The sequence below is a fragment of the Pseudidiomarina planktonica genome (assembly GCF_900177775.1).
Classification (GTDB): Bacteria; Pseudomonadota; Gammaproteobacteria; order Enterobacterales; family Alteromonadaceae; genus Pseudidiomarina; species Pseudidiomarina planktonica.
The window spans coordinates 1,657,036-1,676,110 of the sequence record NZ_FXWH01000001.1; the positions used below are offsets into that span (position 1 = coordinate 1,657,036).

Sequence of the window (19,075 nt, forward strand, 5' to 3'; positions counted from 1 at the left end):
GCCGCAGTGGATATCCACTGCGGCTTGCTTTCATAAAACCAACAACACTATTAGTCGATCGCTGGGTCGGTTAAACCACGACGTTCAAGCAATGCTTCAACGGTTGGTTCCTGACCACGGAAATCAATGTACTGTTGCATTGGATCTTTGCTGTTACCTTGCGACAAGATTTTGTTACGGAATTCTTGTCCATTTTCCAGCGTCAAACCACCCTGCTCCTGCATATATGCAAAGGCATCTGCAGCCAGGATTTCACTCCACATATAAGCGTAGTAGCCAGCTGAGTAACCACCGGCAAACACGTGCGCGAAGTAAGGCGAACGATAACGCGGAGGTACGGCTTCGTAGTTAACGCCATTACGCGTTAGTGCCGCTTCTTCAAACGCAGCAACATCATCTACCTGAGCGTCTTCTGAAAGCGTATGGTACTCAAGGTCCAACAACGCTGCAGCAATGTATTCCAGCGTGTCATAACCCTGATTGAAGTTACGCGCAGCTAGCACTTTATCCAGTAACTCTTTTGGAATTTGCTCACCGGTTTGATAGTGCTTGGCGTAGTTATTCAGCACTTTCTCGTTCAGTGTCCAGTCTTCCTGGAAGGTAGACGGGAATTCAACGTAGTCACGAGAAACCGAAGTACCGGCCAGTGACGGGTACATTACGTCAGAGAACATACCGTGCAGCGCGTGTCCCATTTCATGGAACATGGTGCTCACTTCATCAAAGCTCAACAACGTAGGCTCGCCATCCGGAGCTTTGGTAATGTTCATGTTGTTCAAAATAACTGGCTTATGACCCATCAAGTTAGACTGCGACACGAATGAACTCATCCAGGCACCGCCGCGCTTAGAATCACGAGTAAACCAGTCGCCATAGAACAAGCCTAAGGTTTCCCCATCAACGTCTTTGACTTCATAAACCACAACGTCTTCGTGGTAAACCGGAATGTCGTCGCGTTTTTCAAAGCTAATTCCAAATAACTGATTCATGGCATAAAACACACCGTCTTCAACCACGCGGTTAAACTCGAAGTATTGTTTTACTTGATCGCCATCCAGTGCATATTTCTCAGCGCGAACTTTCTCAGCATAAAATGCCCAGTCCCAAGGCTTCACAGTAAAGTCGCCGCCTTCAGCTTCAATCATTTCCTGAATTGCTTCTTTCTCAGCGTCAACGTTACTAATAACAGCTGGCACTAAGTCACGCAGCAATTGTTGAGCTGCTACAGGAGTTTTCGCCATGCTGTTTTCCAGCACGTAATCACCCCAGGAGTTATAACCCAGCAGCGCAGCTTTATCGGCACGCAGTTCGGCCAATTTCTTAACCATAGGTAACGTTGAAGTTTCAGTGTTACCGGTACCACGATTCGCCGAAGCTTCGAATACGCGTTGACGCAATTCGCGATTTTCCAGCTCACCTAAAATTGACTGGCGAGTGGTGTTGCTTAAGGTAATAACATACTTACCTTCCATATCGCGTGATTTAGCTGCATCAGCTAAAGACTGAATGCGAGCGTCGCTTAAACCAGCTAACTGCGCCTTGTCTTCAACCACAATCAGGTTTTCATTTACCAGCGCCATCAGGCTTTTCTGGAATTCGGTAGTTAACGAAGACAGCTCTTTGTTTAATTCACGAATCTCGGCTTGTTGTTCATCGTTAAGCTGTGCACCAGCGCGAACGAACTGCTTATAGTAATCTTCTACCAAACGCACTTGCTCAGGGTTCAATTCAAGCCCTTGACGCTGTTCGTACACTGATTTCACGCGTGCAAACAGGTCAGCGTTTAAGTTGATGTTATCGCTGTGAGCTGCCAGTTTTGGTGCCATTTCAGTTTGCAATGCACGCATATCGTCATTGCTATCAGAACCAGCCAAATTGTAGAACACAGATGCTGTACGACTGAGCAGGCTGCCAGCGCGTTCCATTGCCACAATAGTGTTGTCGAATGTTGGGGCTTCCTGACTGTTGGCAATCAGTTCAATTTCATCCGCATGTTGCTCAATACCGGCCAGTAGTGCAGGACGATAATGTTCAAATTTAATTTTGGTGAAATCTGGCGCCATGAAAGGTAAATCGCTTGGCGCGTAGAATGGATTCGCTTGATTAAAATCGGCACTTGCCTGTTGCTCTTGAGCAGCTTCGGTAGATTGAGTTTCTGCTTTCTCAACGTCCGAACAAGCCGCAACGGTTAGTGCAGCTGTAACTGCAACCGCTAGTAGACTCTTACGCATGTCATGTTCTCCTTGGTTATTCTTATAGTACTAGTTTTGTGAATCTGGTTATCTCAAACACAATGACTTGCGTGAGCATAACAAAATTCTGTTTAAATTAGGCGCTAATAATGTACGCTCGTGGCGACCAATGCTCAAGTGTTACTCGTAGCACAAATGCCGCTTTTGAACCCAATTCAGGGGAGCTCGATAATTATAGGGAACGATAATTATAGGGGAAGAGTTCAGCACAGGGCTAATGAGAACGGCAGCAACAAAGATACTGCGAATTCTGGTTAGAATTCAAAAGGTGATTTCGTATTGAGTTTAAAACTCTAGGGGAAATAACTCGGAACTTAGGGGGAAGCTAAGTAAATGGCGGAGCGGACGGGACTCGAACCCGCGACCCCCGGCGTGACAGGCCGGTATTCTAACCAACTGAACTACCGCTCCGCAGCGGCATTACTTAAAAATCTTAAAACAAGGGAAAGTGGCGGAGCGGACGGGACTCGAACCCGCGACCCCCGGCGTGACAGGCCGGTATTCTAACCAACTGAACTACCGCTCCAGCTTTCCTGCATTGTGGGACTTGTCAGAACACCCCCTCAACGCGGCGTGAATATTACGAGCGGCGGCTGCTTCCGTCAACCTTTTTTTAGATAAAAGATGCTGTTTGGCTGAATTCTAATCAGAACGCTTTATTTTTGTATCTTTTATGTAGTTTCTTCGGCTGATTCTGCCACTTCAGCCGACTTGGCTTTACGCCGACGCAGCCACCACCAGAGTCCAACCGCCAGCGCGATAATTAAAATATTCGCCAGTAGAATAATGACCACTCGCCAAATCATTTGCTGAGCTTGTTGTTCGGCCAGCCGTTCCTGCTCTGCCCGCTCGGCTTCAACACGTAAACGTTCTCGCTCAGCACGCTCTGCGGCGGTAGGTTCAGGCGGCGGTGGTTCGTTAGCTATAAATTCAAACGCTTCCGCTGTGGCTATAAACTCTCGCCCATTATTGTCAGTGGCAAACACGTCCATGGTAATTACATACCGACCAAAGGCATAACTTGGAATTGCCACCTCATAAGGCGCTTCCTGCGCGGTATTAACCGACCACTCTTCGCTTTCAGCATTCGGGTATAGGGTGCGACCGTTAACCACCAGCGAACCGGGCTTAATAACCTCTGTGTCAGGTGTCAGCAATAACTTGTGATCACCATCCACTGTCTTGGCTTTTTCTACTTCTATTGCCACCGGCAACGGCTTAACTATCACCAAATCCTGTTGCACTGAGCGCTGTAGCAAAGGTGTGGAAACACGATAGGTCGGCCGATACTCACCAGGGCGAACGTTTAATTTAAAGCTACCAGTAAACTCGCCATCACCTTGTACCTCGTCCAGATCACGGCCATCGTCACGGAATTCACCAACTCGAGTCGGATCCACCCCGAAATTATCGTATTCCGGATTATTACTGCTGATAAAAATCACATCGAGCTTAATAACATCGCGAAACGCCGGCATCTCAATCGGCTTACCGCCATTGGTTAACCTGCCACTCACTTTCAGCGTTTCACCCGCATACAGCGGATTTGGAATAGGATCTGGGTGAAACTGTACTTCAGTAACCACCATTGCAGAGCTATCAGGCAACACGCGTCCTGATACTTGCCAGGGGCCAGGTTGCGGCTTGTCGATGGTAATCATGTCGAATTCAGCCTGACTGTGCCAGGTGACATTCTCACGCGGGTGTTTCGCTGCATACCACTTAGTGCCGTCCGGTTGAATTAATACCACCGGTGCACTACCGAGCTCGCGAAAGAAGACCAAGGTGATTTGGTCAATTTGGAAATCAATACGGAAGCGCCGCCCAAGAATAGGCAACTTTGCTTTGCCGGGTTCGTCCAGCATGGTCAAAACTTCGGCTGGATCTTCCGGTGGTGGCGGTAACTCAAAATTTGTTTGCGCAGCCGCCCACGCGGGCATCATCCCGATTAAAACAACCAGCCAACTAAATCGTGTTAAGACTGCGACCAACGGCAGCTTCCTCCCTCTGCTTCCACCACGTCCAGACGTTCACGGTGGGCTACTTCTTCATCGGCAGATGCAGGAATAATCTTTAGCTCAGGTTTATTTGTTAAACGAATAATACCGCGGGCGTCCCCTTCACCTTGCTGTTTGGCTTTCGCGGCTAAATCTAATTTGCGCTGACCACCGGTCATGGCCAGATAAACATCGGCTAGTAGCTCAGCATCTAATAAAGCGCCGTGGAAGTCCCGACCCGAGTTATCAACACTGAACGCCCGACATAACGCATCCAGATTGTTCTTTTGGCCCGGGCGTAATTGCCGCGCCATTTGTAAGGTATCCAGAATCTTACAGTGCTGAGCAGTGGTGCCGTATTTGCTGCCAAATGCAGCGAATTCGTGATCCATGAAGCCAACGTCAAAGGGGGCATTATGAATAACCAACTCACCGCCTTTGATAAAATCAAAAAAGTCGTCGGCGATTTGGCCAAATATAGGTTTGTCCTGCAGAAACTCGTTGGTGATGCCATGCACGTCAATAGCTTCTTGCTCCACCAGCCGCTCCGGGTTGATATAAACGTGAAAATGATTACCCGTGCGTTTGCGATCGATAACCTCAATGCAGCCAATTTCGATAATTCGATGACCTTGTTTCGGGTCTAATCCGGTAGTTTCAGTGTCCAGTACAATTTGACGCATGGCGATTCCTGTTTATACTTTGCCGCTTTAACGCAATATAGTAGCAATAACTATGAGTCAGCAGAAGCACGTCACCATTTATACCGACGGATCTTGTTTAGGTAACCCCGGTCCCGGCGGTTATGGCGCTGTAATCGAATACGGCAAGCACGTGAAAGAGCTGGCCGAGGGCTATCGTCTTACCACGAATAATCGCATGGAAATGCTGGCGGCCATTAAAGCCTTAGCGGCATTAACAGAGGGTTGTGTGGTGGAATTGACCACTGACAGCCAGTATTTACGTCAGGGTATTCAACAATGGATACACAACTGGAAGCGCAACGGTTGGCGCACAGCCAGTAAACAGGCGGTAAAAAATGTAGACTTATGGCAACAGTTGGATGAGCAATGTCAGCGGCATACTATTGAATGGCATTGGGTAAAAGGTCACTCCGGACATCCGCAAAACGAGCGTTGTGACGTGCTTGCCCGCACCGCTGCTGAGTCAAACAAATTACAGGAAGATACCGGCTTTAACCCAAGCTAAAGCCGGCAATTACTGCGTTTATTTAGTGCCCGCCGGTAACGGAAATTTGCCGGCTAGGACAAAGCCAAGCAGCATAGCCGCGACAAAGCCCAGAGTACCCAAGCTGCCGGCAAGCAACGCCGCCATGGCCGGACCCGGACAATAACCCACCAAGCCCCAACCAGCTCCGAACAACACCGAACCTACAACCAACGGACGATCAACATCACGTTTTTCAGGTAAGTGAAATTTTGGTGCGAAAACTGGCTTGGTGCGCTTCCGAATCAGAGCAAAACCAATACCATAGGTTATGAGAGCACTTACCATTACCACCAGTAACGTAGGGTCCCAGTTTCCCAAAACATCTAAGAAAGCTTTTACTTTAATTGGGTCAATCATTTGCGAGTAGGTAATGCCAATAGACATAAGCAGGCCCGCAATGAACGCAAATAAATGATTACGCATAAGCTACTCCCGCATTGATTAAGCTGGCAACCAGAATTCCCACACCAACGAACAACACAGTGGCGACAATAGAGCGCGTTGACATGCGGCTCACGCCACAAACACCATGACCCGATGTACAGCCACTGCCCCAACGGGTGCCAAGCCCAACCAATAAACCAGCAATAATGACGGTAACGCTTAATAACGGACTATTAAAATGAAAGGTCGGATCGAACCAGAGTACAACGCTGGGCCCGACTAATAAGCCAATGATGAAGGCCAGCCGCCAGCCACGCCCTTCGCGCTGCCCCATGGCGCCGGCAATAATGCCCGAAATACCGGCAATACGCCCCAGGAACAAATACAGTAATAAACCGCCCAAACCAATGAAGACGCCACCAATGGCAGCCGAAACCGGCGTAAAGGTTGTTTCCATAGAATCCGCTCCTTAACTAATAAAGCTCAGCTTATCCGCCTACTTGCGGATACCGGGCATCAAGCCAGGCGTTCATGCCGCCAGCCACTGAATACACTTTGGTAAATCCCATTCGCGTTAACGACTCTGCCGCTAGCGCCGAACGGCCACCACTACGACAGATCAAATATAGCGGCTCGTCGGCAATACGCGACAAAGCATCGTCGTAGCCAGCAACATCAGGGTGTTGATGTAATTGCATTTCTAACACCCCGCGTGGCATGTTTACCACACGATGAATGTGCCCTACCGCGTATTCTTCAGGCTCTCGAACATCAATAGCACGAGCACCGTGATTGAGTCTTTCATAAAGCTCATCCACAGATACTTCTTCAACGTTACTGCGCGCCTGCGCGCACAACTCTTGTGCTGAAATCATGCTTTACCTCCTAAATTGTACGAATAACAACGTATATCGCCATTATCACTAAAAATATCGCAAAACCGCGCTGCAGGGGCTTTGCCGGAATACGGCTACCCAACCAGCCGCCCAGAACACTACCAATGAAACCAGCCACCACCATCAGACCAATGACCTGCCAGTCAAAACTATAGCCTTCCAGCACTAGTACCTGATAATACTTGCCAAATCCCACAAACGACTTTAGCGAAATAATTACCAGACTACTGGCTACCGCAACTGGCAGCGCTAAACCACCTAAAATAACCAATGCGGGCACGATAAGAAAGCCACCACCAACCCCAACAAAACCGGTGATAACACCAACTATGGTACCCTCAGCTAAAACTTTCCAGGGGCGCCAGGCTAACGGTGGTAATTCAGTAATAGCTCGCTTGCGCCACATAAATACCGCAGCTACTAGCATCAGGCCGGCAAATACGAACAACTGCACCCAGCTTTCAACCATGCCCCCCAGCCAGGCCCCACCGTAAGTACCAAACATTCCCGGTACGCCAAAAAATAGCACGTGGCGCCAGCTAATAATTGCTTTGCGTAAATTGGGCAGGCTGGCCATAAAGCTAATGCCGGCAACCACCAGCAACGAGGACGCAATAGCAAGTTTAGGCTCCTGCCCAACCATATAAAGTAATACTGGCACAGTTAAAATTGAGCCGCCGGAGCCGAACAGACCAAGGCTCAAGCCAATTATTATTGCACCTAGCAATGCCATTTGCGGGTCCTTACTTAAGCTATAAATAAAGCAGATTTATTATCTAGCTGAAAAGCAATTGATAAACCTATATATTCTTTTCTGATATATGCTTATTACTTTTTTATTTTAAGAGGAAGAATGCTTTTTAGCAATGCCTTTTTGAGAATAGTTCGCCAGCTTTAAACCATTTACAGCTACTTTTCTCACGGAGTGTTGAATAGGCCTAACCGCATGCTCGCGTTTGCGCGCCACAATCAGGTACATAGACCCCATTTGCGGCACATAGTTAGCCATACGGGTGATGCCCCAACCGGGCGGCTCACCATTAGGTAGTAACCAAGTGGGCGCAAAATACTCGCACGTAGTAACTTCGTAATTGAGCACCGCCAGCCAATCCAATACCCGTGCCCGAGTAAAGTAACGTCCCCGCCATGGGTAAGCATGCTTACCACCGCGCCATAATCCGGGTAGTACTGCCGGACTCAACGGGTTCATACCAACCAAAATCAGGTGTCCGTCGGCAATCAAACTATGGCTAAACTCACGTAGCAAACGATGCGGGTCGCTTTCAAATTCAAGCATGGCGACACAGGCAATAGCATCCAGACTGCTCTCGGCAAAGGGCCAGGCCACCCCGTCGGCGCGCACCTGCGCATCAGCATGGGTGCCCACACTAAATTGATGCCGAATATGGGAGTTTTGTGTTTCGAGTTTGCCGGCAAGACCACCGTAAGTAACCAGGTGGTAACCAAATACCCGCGGCCAAACCGGCTTTAGAATGTCATTCGCCTGCGCCTGCAGCCAATTGCCCTGAGCCAGTTCAGACCAGAGTTCGGGAGGGTTTTCACTATGTTCTAATAAAGCCGGCTTTAAGACCATAAAACCAGGTCCTTGTGTTAACCTATAACCATCAGCACACTATACAGGAGACTGCATCATGGCATCTGAATTCGCAAGTGAGCGATCAACGGATACGCACTCTCATCATGAGCTTAATAATAACGAATTAATAGTCACAGCTATTCCTGCCTTTGATGATAATTACATATGGGCACTGCAAGCGAGCAGCAATGAGCCGGTTATTATTGTCGACCCGGGTGACGCTAAGCCAGTGCTGGATTGGTTAGAGCAAACCCAAAATACCTTAGCGGGAATACTTATTACCCATCATCACCACGATCACACTGGTGGCATTGGGGAGCTGGTTGCGGCTTATAAATGCCCGGTGATTGGCCCCGACAACTCCAATATTGCAGGCATAACCAAGGTAGTTCGAGATCAAGACACTATTAGTTTGGATGTGTTGCAGCGAAGTTTTCAGGTATTAAGCACGCCAGGGCACACTCTGGATCACATAGCGTTTTATACACCGGGTTACTTATTCTGTGGTGACACCCTGTTTTCTGGCGGCTGCGGCCGAATGTTTGAGGGCACCCCAACAGGTTTCGTTGAATCTTTACGAAAGCTGGCGGAACTGCCGGACGCCACCGCCGTCTATTGTGCTCATGAGTACACTCTGGCGAATCTGAAATTTGCCCGGGCGGTTGAACCTGACAATCAAGCTCTTGCTGATTATCAACAACAAGCCGAGCAATGGCGCGAGCAAGGTAAACCAACGGTACCCAGTTTGTTGGTTACTGAACGTTTAATTAATCCATTTTTACGCTGCAACGCCGATAGTATTATAAAGGTGTATCAGGACAAGCATGGAAGTGCCCCCGATAACACTGCCGAAGTTTTCGCCTTTATTAGACAGTGGAAAGACAAATTTTAATTCAGTAAACTGCGGTACACATGGTGTCAGTAACAGACATCAATACCGCTGATAACTCTAATACAGCACAACAGGATTGATGTAGATGAAAAAAGTGTATCTGGGCGCCTGCCTGACCTTATTATTGTCAGGTTGCCAAATGACCTCGTCGTGGCCACTAATTGGTGATGACGAGTTCGTTACTCCTGGCACCAACCAAAGCTCCGCACAGGCCAGTGTAGAGAATGATGAAGCGTCAGAGTCTCAAGCAGTCGAAGCACAGTCTGTCCCAGAAGATGCCATTGTTGCTGTTGAAGTTCCACCCACCCCACAAGAACAGGAGTTCTTATGGGATCGTATTCGTGACCAATTACATTTTGTAGCCCCGGAAATTCCGCGCCTGCAGGCACAGCGCAACTGGTATTTACGTAATCCAGCCTACATGGACAGAGTCGGCAAGCGCGCCGAACCATTTTTGCATTTCATTGTTGAAGAAATTGAACGCCGCCAACTGCCATTAGAATTAGCCTTATTACCCATTGTAGAAAGTGCTTTTGATCCTTTCGCCTATTCCCATGGCCGCGCGTCCGGTATTTGGCAGTTTATTCCCGGCACAGCTATTCATTATGGATTAGAAATTAACTGGTGGTACGACGGCCGCCGTGACGTTTACGCAGCCACCCATGCTGCGCTCGACTATTTAGAACGGCTGCACAAGTTTTTCGATGGTAACTGGTTGCATGCGCTGGCGGCTTATAACTCAGGCGAAGGCCGGGTAGCTAATGCCATTCGAAAGAATAAGCGACAGGGTAAGCCAACCGACTTCTGGTCGCTTGACTTGCCCCGCGAAACCCGGGCCTATGTACCCAAACTATTAGCCCTGGCCGATATCCTGAAACACTCAGATAACTACGAATTTAGTTTCTATCCAATCGCCAACGAACCTTACTTAGATATTGTTACCGTAGACAGCCAAATTGATTTAGCCATGGCAGCTGAAATGGCGGAGCTTGACCTGTCTGAGCTCCATCACTACAACTCTGGTTATAATCGCTGGGCAACGGCACCAGCAGGGCCGCACCGCCTGATGCTACCCCGCGCCAATGCTTCAGCATTACGCACACAACTGGCAATTACCAACGCGGCAGACTGGCTCAAATGGGAGCGCCATCACGTCAGTTCTGGCGAAAGTTTGTTGGTTATCGCCAATAAATACCACACCACACCCGACGTGATTCAACGGGTAAACAATATTTCCGGTAGCATTATTCGCGCGGGTGATTACTTGTTAATTCCGGTTGCAGCACGTGACCTTGAAGACTACAGCTTATCCGCTGATGCACGACTGGCCGCTACCCAGGCCAATCCAAAAGGCAAACACCGCGTAGACTATCAAGTAAACGCTGGTGACACTTTATGGGATATCAGTCGTGAGTATGACGTGAACTTGCGCCAACTTGCAAAATGGAACGGCATGGCTCCTACCGACATGTTGCGGCCCGGACAAAAACTGGCAGTATGGTTGAGTGAAGCTCCGCAGGTTACCCCAAATAACCGTGAAGGTGTCATTCGGGGCTTAAGCTATCGGGTGCGTCAGGGTGATTCGCTGGCACGAATTGCCGGTCGCTTTAACGTCACTATTGCAGAAATTGAAAAATGGAACAAAATAAGTAGAGGTGCTTATTTGCAACCTGGGCAGCAATTAAAACTATTTGTTGATGTTACCAACTTAAATATTTAACAGCATTTTACCAAGCCTCGACAGTGGTGGGAGAACAGTCATGAAAACCATTATTCACGCATGCCTTGCGCTCGGCTTAGCCAGCTTATCATTGCCTGCTTTTGCTGACTGGGTAGAGCCGCTAAAAGGCACTATCACCTATCCTTCAGGACGCACGGCACCGTTGGATTATCAGTTCGCGTTCCTGAACGATAATGGCCAAACCTACTTTCACGCAGGTAAGCAAAAAGTAGCCACCGACTCAGTGCCACCGAACTACATTTTGAACATGATTGTTGGCAAGAACGGTGACTTATATGTTCCTGAGTTTGCGCAAGGCTCGTTGCATGGCTTTGATGTGCGCGTTGGCGACCATCGTATTCGCATTCAAAGAACTGCGCCCGCTGATAGTAAACAGGCCTCATTGAATGATTACCGGGTACTGATTGATGACCGCAATATGCTGCTGGACACCACGCATCCAACCATCATGTTTGAATTTGATGATACCGGTTTAATTGGAATTAACGGCAGTGGTTATAAGAAAGATTTGAGTGCCAAGAGCATCGAATGATGCTCTGGTTCATCTACTAATTAATCTGCAGCAATCAGTTGCTGCAGATCATCTTCAGACAACACCGGCACGCCCAACTGCTCCGCTTTCGCCAGTTTAGACCCCGCGTTATCGCCCGCAATAACCGCTGTCGTTTTGCTGGAAACACTGCCTGACACTTTCGCCCCACGCGCCTGTAATGCTTGCTTGGCTTCGTCGCGCGTCAACTGGGTTAGTGTACCTGTTAATACGTAGGTATTGCCCGCTAACGACGCATTCGTTGCCGCCACCACAGTAACTGCTGGCCAATTAATACCGCTGCGCTGCACCAACTGCTGCACAACCTGCTGGTTGTGGGGTTCCTGAAAGAAGGCATACAGATGCTCAGCTACCACTACGCCCACATCACTCACTTCCTGTAATTGTTCTATGCTCGCCGCCATGAGTGCATCCAGGCTGCCAAAATGCTCAGCCAGGTTCAGCGCAGTTGCTTCACCTACCTCTCGAATACCTAATGCGTACAGAAAGCGCGGTAAGGTAGTCGCTTTACTCTTCTCAATAGCCGCAACAATATTGCGAGCTGACTTTTCGCCCATACGCGGCATACTGGCAAGCTCAGCTTCGCTTAGCTCATACAGTTCAGCGGGCGAATGTAACTTGTCAGCATCCACCAACTGATCAATCAGCTTGTCGCCCAGCCCATCAATATCCATGGCTTTGCGCGAAGCAAAATGTTTTAGCGCCTGCTTGCGTTGCGCCGCACAAATAAGCCCACCGGTACAACGGGTAACAGCTTCACCGGCCACTTTTTCAACTTGCGAATCACATTCAGGACAGTGACTCGGAAACTCTATGGCATGCGTGTTTTCCGGACGGCGATCCAGCACCACCCCGACCACTTGTGGAATCACATCCCCCGCACGGCGAATAGTAACCACATCGCCAATGCGAACGCCTAAACGCTCAATTTCATCAGCATTGTGCAAGGTTGCGTTGGACACAGTTACCCCACCAACCGATACCGGCTCAAGTCGAGCAACAGGAGTTATAGCCCCCGTTCGCCCCACCTGAAAATCAACTCCAGTTACTGTGGTAAGTTCTTCCTGAGCCGGAAACTTCCAGGCAATGGCCCACCGCGGCGCGCGGGCAACAAAGCCCAGATCATTTTGAAATGGCAGGTAATCCACTTTCACTACCACACCATCGATTTCGTATTTCAGTTCACCGCGGCGCTTTAGAATATCCTGATAATAAGCATGCACGCCTTCTTTGGCACTCACACGCCGTACTTCCTGGCTTACCGCCAGCCCCCACTCTTTTAGCTGCAACAAGCGCTCATATTGAGTGTTCGGCAAGTTATTTTCGCTACTGATAAAACCCAATCCGTAAGCGTAAAAATGCAACGGACGTTGCGCCGTTATGCGCGAATCTAGCTGGCGTAAGCTGCCCGCTGCCGCGTTGCGTGGATTGGCAAAAGGTTTCAGGCCCGCTTGCAGCGCTTGTTCATTAAACTTTTCAAAGCCCTGCAATGGCATAAATACTTCACCGCGAATTTCAATGCGATCAGGCACGTCACCGCGCAGTTGCAGCGGCACGTTGCGAATAGTTTTTACGTTTACGGTTATGTCTTCGCCGCGCTGACCATCACCACGAGTGGCTGCGCGCACCAAAGTGCCTTGCTCATACAACAAGCTCACCGCAGCGCCGTCTAGTTTGGGTTCACAACAAAAAGCGATGGCGTCGCGGGTATCCAGCCGCTTCTCAATTCGTTCACAGAAAGCATCAAAGGAGGGTTCATCAAACGCATTGTCCAGCGACAGCATAGGTAACTCGTGGGTTACCTGGGTGAACTCGGCAAGTGGTGCGCTACCTACCTTCTGAGTGGGTGAAGCCGCATTCAGCAATTCTGGGTATTGCTCTTCCAACTGCTGCAACTCGCGAAACAACCGATCATATTCAGCATCTGGTATAGAAGGAGCATCGTGCTCGTAATACTCACGATTGTAGCGACTCAGTAAGTCGTGTAATTCGGCGACACGCTGCGCGGCCTGACTGCTGTTCATCATGGTTTGGTTAACACTTAACTTGGATTAATGGGTAGGTTGCTCAAACAGCGTTAGTGATTACGCAATAGCTGCCGGCGCTCGAACTCCCGAATGCGTTGTTGAATATGCTGAACCGTTTGGCGGGTTAACGGATTGCGATGTTCATCCAGAACCTGGCCATTCTCAACCGCTTTAGCAATTTTTTGAGCCGCATTGTGCATCATATTAAAGGCTTGCTGCGCGCTCCCTTTCACCGGCAATGCCAGAAATAGCGCAATACCCTGGGTTTTGAACACTTCCATTTCATCAATATCAAAGGTGCCAGGGTTAAACATATTCGCCAGACTAAACAATACCGGACCGGTTCCGGCGGTGGTTTCATGGCGATGAAAAATATCAAACTCACCAAACTTAAAACCAAGCTCGGTCATTTGCTGCAACAATATGGCGCCCTGAATGTCGCCTTTCACATGCAGCGCTATCACTTCTTCAGGTTCTGCGGTAATACCTTCGGTTTCGGTCACTTCATCAATGTGCAAGTCCATTTGGGTGGGCTTGCTCGCTGCCTTAGGTTCCGCTTTGGCTTCTGCCGCTCGTTCCGGTTTAGTATCCGCTTTACTATCCGACTTAGCTTCTCGCGCAGCCGGTGCTACTGGAGTTAAGCGTTCATCAGCATCTACATGGATAGAGTCAAACTCAGAGTCGGATGGCTCTGGTGACTTAGTTCCAGACAGGGGTTCTGAAGTATCAGGCATAGCTGCCTGTGCCGAAGTTAAGGGATCTTTATCAACTTTACCTGATTTTGAGTCCCGCGACGGTTTGGGCACATCTGCTCCATCAACCACACGAACTTCGCCAATACCGTCGGCATCGAAACCTTGTTCGTCGCGTTTTTTGCGTTTTCTTGCCAGCGCATCGTGTTGCGCCTTGCTCATTTTGTCATTGCGCCGAATAGTCCACATGCCATGCCCAATAATGGCAAGAATCAGCAACACACCAACCACGCTAAATGCTATTTGCAGATCGTTCATGTTCTGTTCGCTACCCTTTGTTATGGTTATTAAGCGTGCGCCATGGCTACGGCTTCTTCCACGTCCACCGCCACCAGGCGTGAGACCCCTGCTTCTTGCATCGTGACTCCAGCTAAATGCGAAGCCATTTCCATTGCCACTTTATTATGGCTAATGTAAATAAACTGAACTGTTGCCGACATTTCTTCAACCAATCGGCAAAAACGCCCAACGTTGGCGTCATCTAATGGCGCATCCACCTCATCCAGCAAACAAAATGGCGCCGGATTCAGGCGGAAAATGGCGAACACCAATGATAAAGCGGTTAACGCTTTTTCTCCACCAGAAAGCAGATGAATAGTACTGTTTTTCTTGCCCGGAGGACGCGCCATAATAGTCACCCCGGTGTCTAACAAATCATCATCGGTTAATTCTAAATAGGCGCTGCCACCACCGAACACCTTCGGAAATAAGGCTTGTAAGTCACTGTTCACGGCATCAAAGGTGGTTTTAAACCGCTGCCGCGTCTCTTTGTCTATTTTGCGAATTGCCGTTTCCAGCGTTTCCAATGACGCCTGTAAATCATCGTGCTGCTGATCCAGATATTGCTTCCGTTCCGCTTGCGCGTCGGCTTCTTCAATAGCTGCAAGGTTAATAGCGCCCAGCCGCCCAATTGCGCTTTGCAATCGATCAACCTCTTGTTGCCAGAGCTTTTCGTCAGCATCTTCCGGCAACTGCTCAAGCACCGGTTTCAGCGACTGATTCATTTCGCTCAAGCCCTGCAGTATATTGCGACTGCGCTCATCCAAAGCACTTAATTCCAGCTTCAATGCCTCGGCGGCCCGGCGCGAGCGTTCAATTTTCTGTTCAACACCTTGTTGACCCTGCTGCAAGCCTCTTAGTTCAGCCTCAATGTCACTCACCTGATTGTTCACCTGAGCGCGCTGCTGGGCAACTTCCTGGTGACGCGCCAGAGCTTCTTCCAATTGTACCTGCAGCAGCTCTTGCTCTTCACGTACGTCGGTATCTGGTTGTAGCACTGCTTGTAGCTGCTCTTGCAACTGCTGCAGTTGGGTTTGGGTGCGCTGTTTCAACTGTGCTGCCTGTTGCAGCTGGCTTTGTAATTGCTGACACTGCAGCGTCAATTGTTGCGCCTCACTACGCGCTTGCTGCAACTGTTGCCGGAATTGCTGATAATTCTGCTGCAATTGTTCCCGTTCGGCCTGCATAGCAGCTGGATCTTTATCCTCATGCCCGGCGGCTTGCAACTGTTCTAGTTGCTCTTCCAGCTGAACGTCTTTTTCCGCCAGCACTTCTTGCTCCAGCAGCAAATTCTGCTGGGTTTCAGCACCCTGCTCCAGCCGCTTGCTCAGTTCAGCCAGGCGCTGCTGCATATACTGCTCGCGTTCCCGCACCGTGACCCAGTGCTCATGTTGTTCACGTAGTTTACTTTGCAATTGTTGCAGATTTTGTCGGCGCTGCTCCTGCTCGCTTTGTAGTTCACTTAGCTTAACCTCCAGCTCCTGCAACTGGCTTTCACATTGCTGTAGCTGAGTTTGGAGCTGTTGCAGTTCTTGTTGTTGCTGCAGCGCACTGTCTTCATCTGCAATACTGGGAGCCTGATAACTAGACCTGGTTAGCCAGGTACCGTCACTCGCTACTACCGACCACCACTGCGATTGGTTTAACAATTGCTGCGCCTCTGCTGCCGTTGCTGCCAAGCCAATACCCTGTAAATAAGGCCACTGCTGCAAGGGTCCGGTCAGTGCCGCGGCAAGGCTTCCCGCCGGGGCTTGAGTGCCAGTATCCAGCACCGCCAAACGAGCCCCGAACACAGTCGGTAAGGATGCGGGTAAAGCTTCCAGTACCGGTGCTTGTAACCAATGCTGCAACACATGTTCAAATGCGCGCCAACTGGCGTCCGCCCCTTGCAGCAATTCACTGACAGTACCTAAACTTTGGTACTGATGCTGTTGCAACCACTGCTGTAACTCTTGTGGCCATTGCTGCTGTTGCGCCGCTAGTAACCGCTCAACAGAACTAATCTGCCCACGCAGCTGCTGCCGCTGTTGCTGCAACGCATCTTGCTCGCTTTGCCAGTTGTTATGCTGCACCTCGGCTTGCTCACGATGTTGCTCTTGCTGATCAACCTCAGCCTGAGCCAACGCCAGAGCGCTGGCCGCTGCATCACTATCTAACTGCGCCAGCTCATGGTGCTGTTGCTGCTGTTGTTGTTCCAGTTCCTGCTGCTGACTTTGCAACTGTTGTAGCTGTTGCTGAACTTGCTGTTGCTGTTGCGCCAGATTTTCCCGCGCCAGTTGCAGCCGTTGCAGTTGCTGCTCATGTTGCTGTTGCTGCAGCAACCGCTCCTGATAATCGTCTTGCCATTGTTGCCAGCGTTGTTCAGCGGCCTCAGCCTGAGCCTCGGTTAGGGTCAGAGTTTCAGTCGCGGCTTCCTGTTGTGGTTGTAATTCGGCAAGCTCCGCCGCCAACAGTTCTTGCTGCTCTTGCTCTTCACCTTGATGATGTTGTAATTGTTCTAACTCATCACGCAGTTGCCGTTCACGTTGCTCGCGCTGTGCCTGCAACTGCCGTTGGTGTTGCAGCTGTTGTTCCAGCTTGGTAATTTCTGCACCCAACTGATAGTAGCTTTGCTGCACCCGCTCGGCAGACTCTTTTAATTCCTGCTCACGCGCCCGCAACTCGTCGGTGCCGCGCTCACTGCCACGTTGTTCGCTAATCCAACGTTCCAGTTCCGTTTCTTCTTGCTGCAGGCGTTCACGCAGTTGCGTAGCACTACTATCATTGTGTAACCACCGCAACGCCTGCAGTTCGGCTTTATATTTGCGCTCATCGGCTTTCAGAGCTTTGTAACGGCGTGCCGCCTGCGCTTGCCGTTGTAATTTATCGAGCTGCTTACCCAGCTCTTCGCGCACGTCACTCAAACGCTCAAGGTTGTCGCGCGTGTGCTGCATGCGAGACTCAGTTTCCTTGCGGCGTTCTTTGTACTTCGAAATACCAGCGGCTTCTTCAATAAATACCCGCAATTCCTGCGGCTTCGACTCAATCAGTCGAGAAATCATGCCCTGTTCAATAATGGCGTAGCTGCGTGGCCCTAAACCGGTTCCTAAAAAGATGTCGGTAATATCGCGGCGACGACATTTGCTGCCATTGAGCAAATAGGTTGATTGGGCATCGCGGGTCACCACCCGCTTCACGGATATTTCCGCATAACTTGCGTACTCACCCTGCAAGCGACCCTCAGAATTATCGAACACCAATTCAACGCTGGCCTGAGAAACTGGTTTGCGCGCCGTTGAGCCGTTAAAAATAACGTCTGTCATGGCATCGCCACGCAAATTCTTAGCCGAACTCTCACCCAGCACCCAACGCACGGCATCTATAACATTTGATTTACCACAGCCGTTTGGCCCCACCACACAAGTCATCTGGTGAGGGAAAGGAACTTTGGTAGGGTCGACGAAAGATTTGAAGCCAACCAGCTTTATATACTTCAGACGCATAATATGTGGGTATGGGTTCCGTTCTGTGGCGCTGTTAGGGTAACGCTCTTATGATGCCATCGACTCTAGCAGATTAAACGGTTTTTTGTAACAATTTCAAGGGTGCATATTCGCTCACCAATGGCGTAGACTAGGGCTATGAATTACGCCGAATGACAGGAGTTTGCATGGCCTCTTCGCAGCAATCTAACCAGCCGCTTAGCCACAATGGCATGGCCTATTTTATTCGTGGGTTTGATTTGATAACCACCAAGGGCCTAAAGCGTTTTGTCATTATTCCGGTACTTGCGAATCTCATTCTGTTTAGCCTGGCAGTAATGTGGTTAGTCGATCGCATGACGGTGTGGATGCAAGGTATTATGGACTGGCTGCCCGGCTATTTTCAGTGGTTGGAATATTTGCTGTGGCCACTCTTTGTGGTGGTCATTCTGCTCACCTTTGGGTTGCTGTTTAATACCCTGACCAACTGGATTGCGGCGCCGTTTAACGGGCTGCTGGCCGAAAAAGTAGAGCGCCACTTAACCGGCCAGACCATAGACGACTCGGGTGTGTTAGATATTGTGAAGGACACGCCGCGAACGCTGGCACGCGAATTTCAAAAGCTACTTTATTTTATACCGCGCGCCCTCGGATTCTTCATGCTCGCGCTCCTGTTACCGGTGGTGGGGCAAATTATTTGGTTATGCTGGACCGCCTGGATGATGGCCGTTCAATATCTGGATTACCCGTTTGATAATCACAAGCTGTCCTTTAATCACATGCGCAGCCAGTTAGGCCAGCAACGTGGTAAGTCGTTCTCCTTTGGGGCTATTGTGGCACTGGTTACTATGGTGCCGTTCATTAACTTTATTGTGATGCCAGTAGCTATTTGTGGTGCCACCGCGTTATGGGTAGACCATTACCGCGAACCAAGTTTGCGACACAAGTCCTAAGCAGAGAAATACTGGACAGAACCGATGTAAAGCCAATTCATTAAATAAAATTGCTGTGTTAATC

General features: G+C 49.6%; 16 protein-coding genes and 2 tRNA genes. 5 read left to right on the plus strand and 13 right to left on the minus strand.

Annotated features, from left to right (window positions below; all coding sequences use genetic code 11):
* Window positions 1-50: 50 nt before the first annotated feature.
* The 5 genes from CCE91_RS07815 to dnaQ all read right to left on the minus strand — a co-directional run bounded on the left by CCE91_RS07815 (window position 51) and on the right by dnaQ (window position 4,932).
* The gene (locus CCE91_RS07815; protein WP_086434625.1) at window positions 51-2,231 is read right to left on the minus strand and encodes a M3 family metallopeptidase; all 2,181 of its coding nucleotides are present in this window, start codon (window positions 2,229-2,231) and stop codon (window positions 51-53) included.
* A 355-nt stretch (window positions 2,232-2,586) separates the two neighbouring features.
* Window positions 2,587-2,663 (minus strand) — tRNA-Asp (locus tag CCE91_RS07820).
* 38 nt (window positions 2,664-2,701) lie between these two features.
* A tRNA-Asp gene (locus CCE91_RS07825) sits at window positions 2,702-2,778 on the minus strand.
* Between the two features lie 145 nt (window positions 2,779-2,923).
* The gene (locus tag CCE91_RS07830) at window positions 2,924-4,195 is read right to left on the minus strand and encodes a TIGR03503 family protein (protein ID WP_086434626.1); all 1,272 of its coding nucleotides are present in this window, start codon (window positions 4,193-4,195) and stop codon (window positions 2,924-2,926) included.
* 32 nt (window positions 4,196-4,227) lie between these two features.
* Window positions 4,228-4,932, minus strand: a complete 705-nt coding sequence (gene dnaQ, locus CCE91_RS07835) for a DNA polymerase III subunit epsilon (protein WP_086434627.1) — start codon at window positions 4,930-4,932, stop codon at window positions 4,228-4,230.
* A 52-nt stretch (window positions 4,933-4,984) separates the two neighbouring features.
* Between dnaQ and rnhA the strand changes: the two genes are divergently transcribed.
* On the plus strand, window positions 4,985-5,458 hold the full coding sequence (gene rnhA, locus CCE91_RS07840; RefSeq protein WP_086434628.1) for a ribonuclease HI: 474 nt from the start codon (window positions 4,985-4,987) through the stop codon (window positions 5,456-5,458).
* An 18-nt stretch (window positions 5,459-5,476) separates the two neighbouring features.
* On the opposite strand, the gene CCE91_RS07845 is transcribed toward rnhA, so the two are convergent.
* From CCE91_RS07845 to CCE91_RS07865, 5 genes are all read right to left on the minus strand, one after another.
* The gene (locus CCE91_RS07845) at window positions 5,477-5,902 is read right to left on the minus strand and encodes a DUF6691 family protein (RefSeq protein ID WP_086434629.1); all 426 of its coding nucleotides are present in this window, start codon (window positions 5,900-5,902) and stop codon (window positions 5,477-5,479) included.
* Window positions 5,895-6,320: a YeeE/YedE family protein gene (locus tag CCE91_RS07850; RefSeq protein ID WP_086434630.1), complete on the minus strand. Its 426-nt coding sequence runs from the start codon at window positions 6,318-6,320 to the stop codon at window positions 5,895-5,897. The genes CCE91_RS07845 and CCE91_RS07850 overlap by 8 nt, the downstream gene beginning before the upstream one ends.
* Window positions 6,321-6,351: 31 nt before the next feature.
* Window positions 6,352-6,738 carry a rhodanese-like domain-containing protein gene (locus CCE91_RS07855; RefSeq protein ID WP_086434631.1) on the minus strand — a complete coding sequence of 129 codons (387 nt, stop codon included), beginning with the start codon at window positions 6,736-6,738 and terminating at the stop codon, window positions 6,352-6,354.
* Window positions 6,739-6,748: 10 nt separating this feature from the next.
* Entirely contained in the window at window positions 6,749-7,492 is a 744-nt protein-coding gene (locus CCE91_RS07860; protein WP_086434632.1) for a sulfite exporter TauE/SafE family protein, read from the minus strand.
* A gap of 108 nt (window positions 7,493-7,600) precedes the next feature.
* Window positions 7,601-8,353 carry a methyltransferase domain-containing protein gene (locus CCE91_RS07865; protein WP_086434633.1) on the minus strand — a complete coding sequence of 251 codons (753 nt, stop codon included), beginning with the start codon at window positions 8,351-8,353 and terminating at the stop codon, window positions 7,601-7,603.
* Between the two features lie 58 nt (window positions 8,354-8,411).
* Here CCE91_RS07865 and gloB point away from each other — a divergent pair, with 58 nt between their 5' ends.
* From gloB to CCE91_RS07880, 3 genes are all read left to right on the plus strand, one after another.
* Window positions 8,412-9,248 carry a hydroxyacylglutathione hydrolase gene (gloB, locus tag CCE91_RS07870; protein ID WP_086434634.1) on the plus strand — a complete coding sequence of 279 codons (837 nt, stop codon included), beginning with the start codon at window positions 8,412-8,414 and terminating at the stop codon, window positions 9,246-9,248.
* 85 nt (window positions 9,249-9,333) lie between these two features.
* Window positions 9,334-10,968, plus strand: a complete 1,635-nt coding sequence (locus tag CCE91_RS07875; protein ID WP_086434635.1) for a lytic transglycosylase — start codon at window positions 9,334-9,336, stop codon at window positions 10,966-10,968.
* A gap of 40 nt (window positions 10,969-11,008) precedes the next feature.
* The gene (locus CCE91_RS07880; RefSeq protein ID WP_086434636.1) at window positions 11,009-11,521 is read left to right on the plus strand and encodes a hypothetical protein; all 513 of its coding nucleotides are present in this window, start codon (window positions 11,009-11,011) and stop codon (window positions 11,519-11,521) included.
* Between the two features lie 20 nt (window positions 11,522-11,541).
* Here the strand turns inward: CCE91_RS07880 and ligA are convergent, their stop codons facing one another.
* Genes ligA through smc form a run of 3 tightly spaced genes read right to left on the minus strand, consistent with a single transcriptional unit; the run spans window position 11,542 to window position 18,079 of the window.
* Window positions 11,542-13,563, minus strand: a complete 2,022-nt coding sequence (ligA, locus tag CCE91_RS07885) for an NAD-dependent DNA ligase LigA (protein ID WP_407681281.1) — start codon at window positions 13,561-13,563, stop codon at window positions 11,542-11,544.
* 53 nt (window positions 13,564-13,616) lie between these two features.
* On the minus strand, window positions 13,617-14,576 hold the full coding sequence (zipA, locus tag CCE91_RS07890; protein WP_086434638.1) for a cell division protein ZipA: 960 nt from the start codon (window positions 14,574-14,576) through the stop codon (window positions 13,617-13,619).
* Between the two features lie 29 nt (window positions 14,577-14,605).
* Window positions 14,606-18,079: a chromosome segregation protein SMC gene (smc, locus tag CCE91_RS07895; protein WP_086434639.1), complete on the minus strand. Its 3,474-nt coding sequence runs from the start codon at window positions 18,077-18,079 to the stop codon at window positions 14,606-14,608.
* Window positions 18,080-18,291: 212 nt separating this feature from the next.
* Here smc and cysZ point away from each other — a divergent pair, with 212 nt between their 5' ends.
* Window positions 18,292-19,011, plus strand: coding sequence for a sulfate transporter CysZ (gene cysZ, locus CCE91_RS07900; protein ID WP_086434895.1), 720 nt, complete (start codon window positions 18,292-18,294; stop codon window positions 19,009-19,011).
* Window positions 19,012-19,075 lie beyond the last annotated feature (64 nt).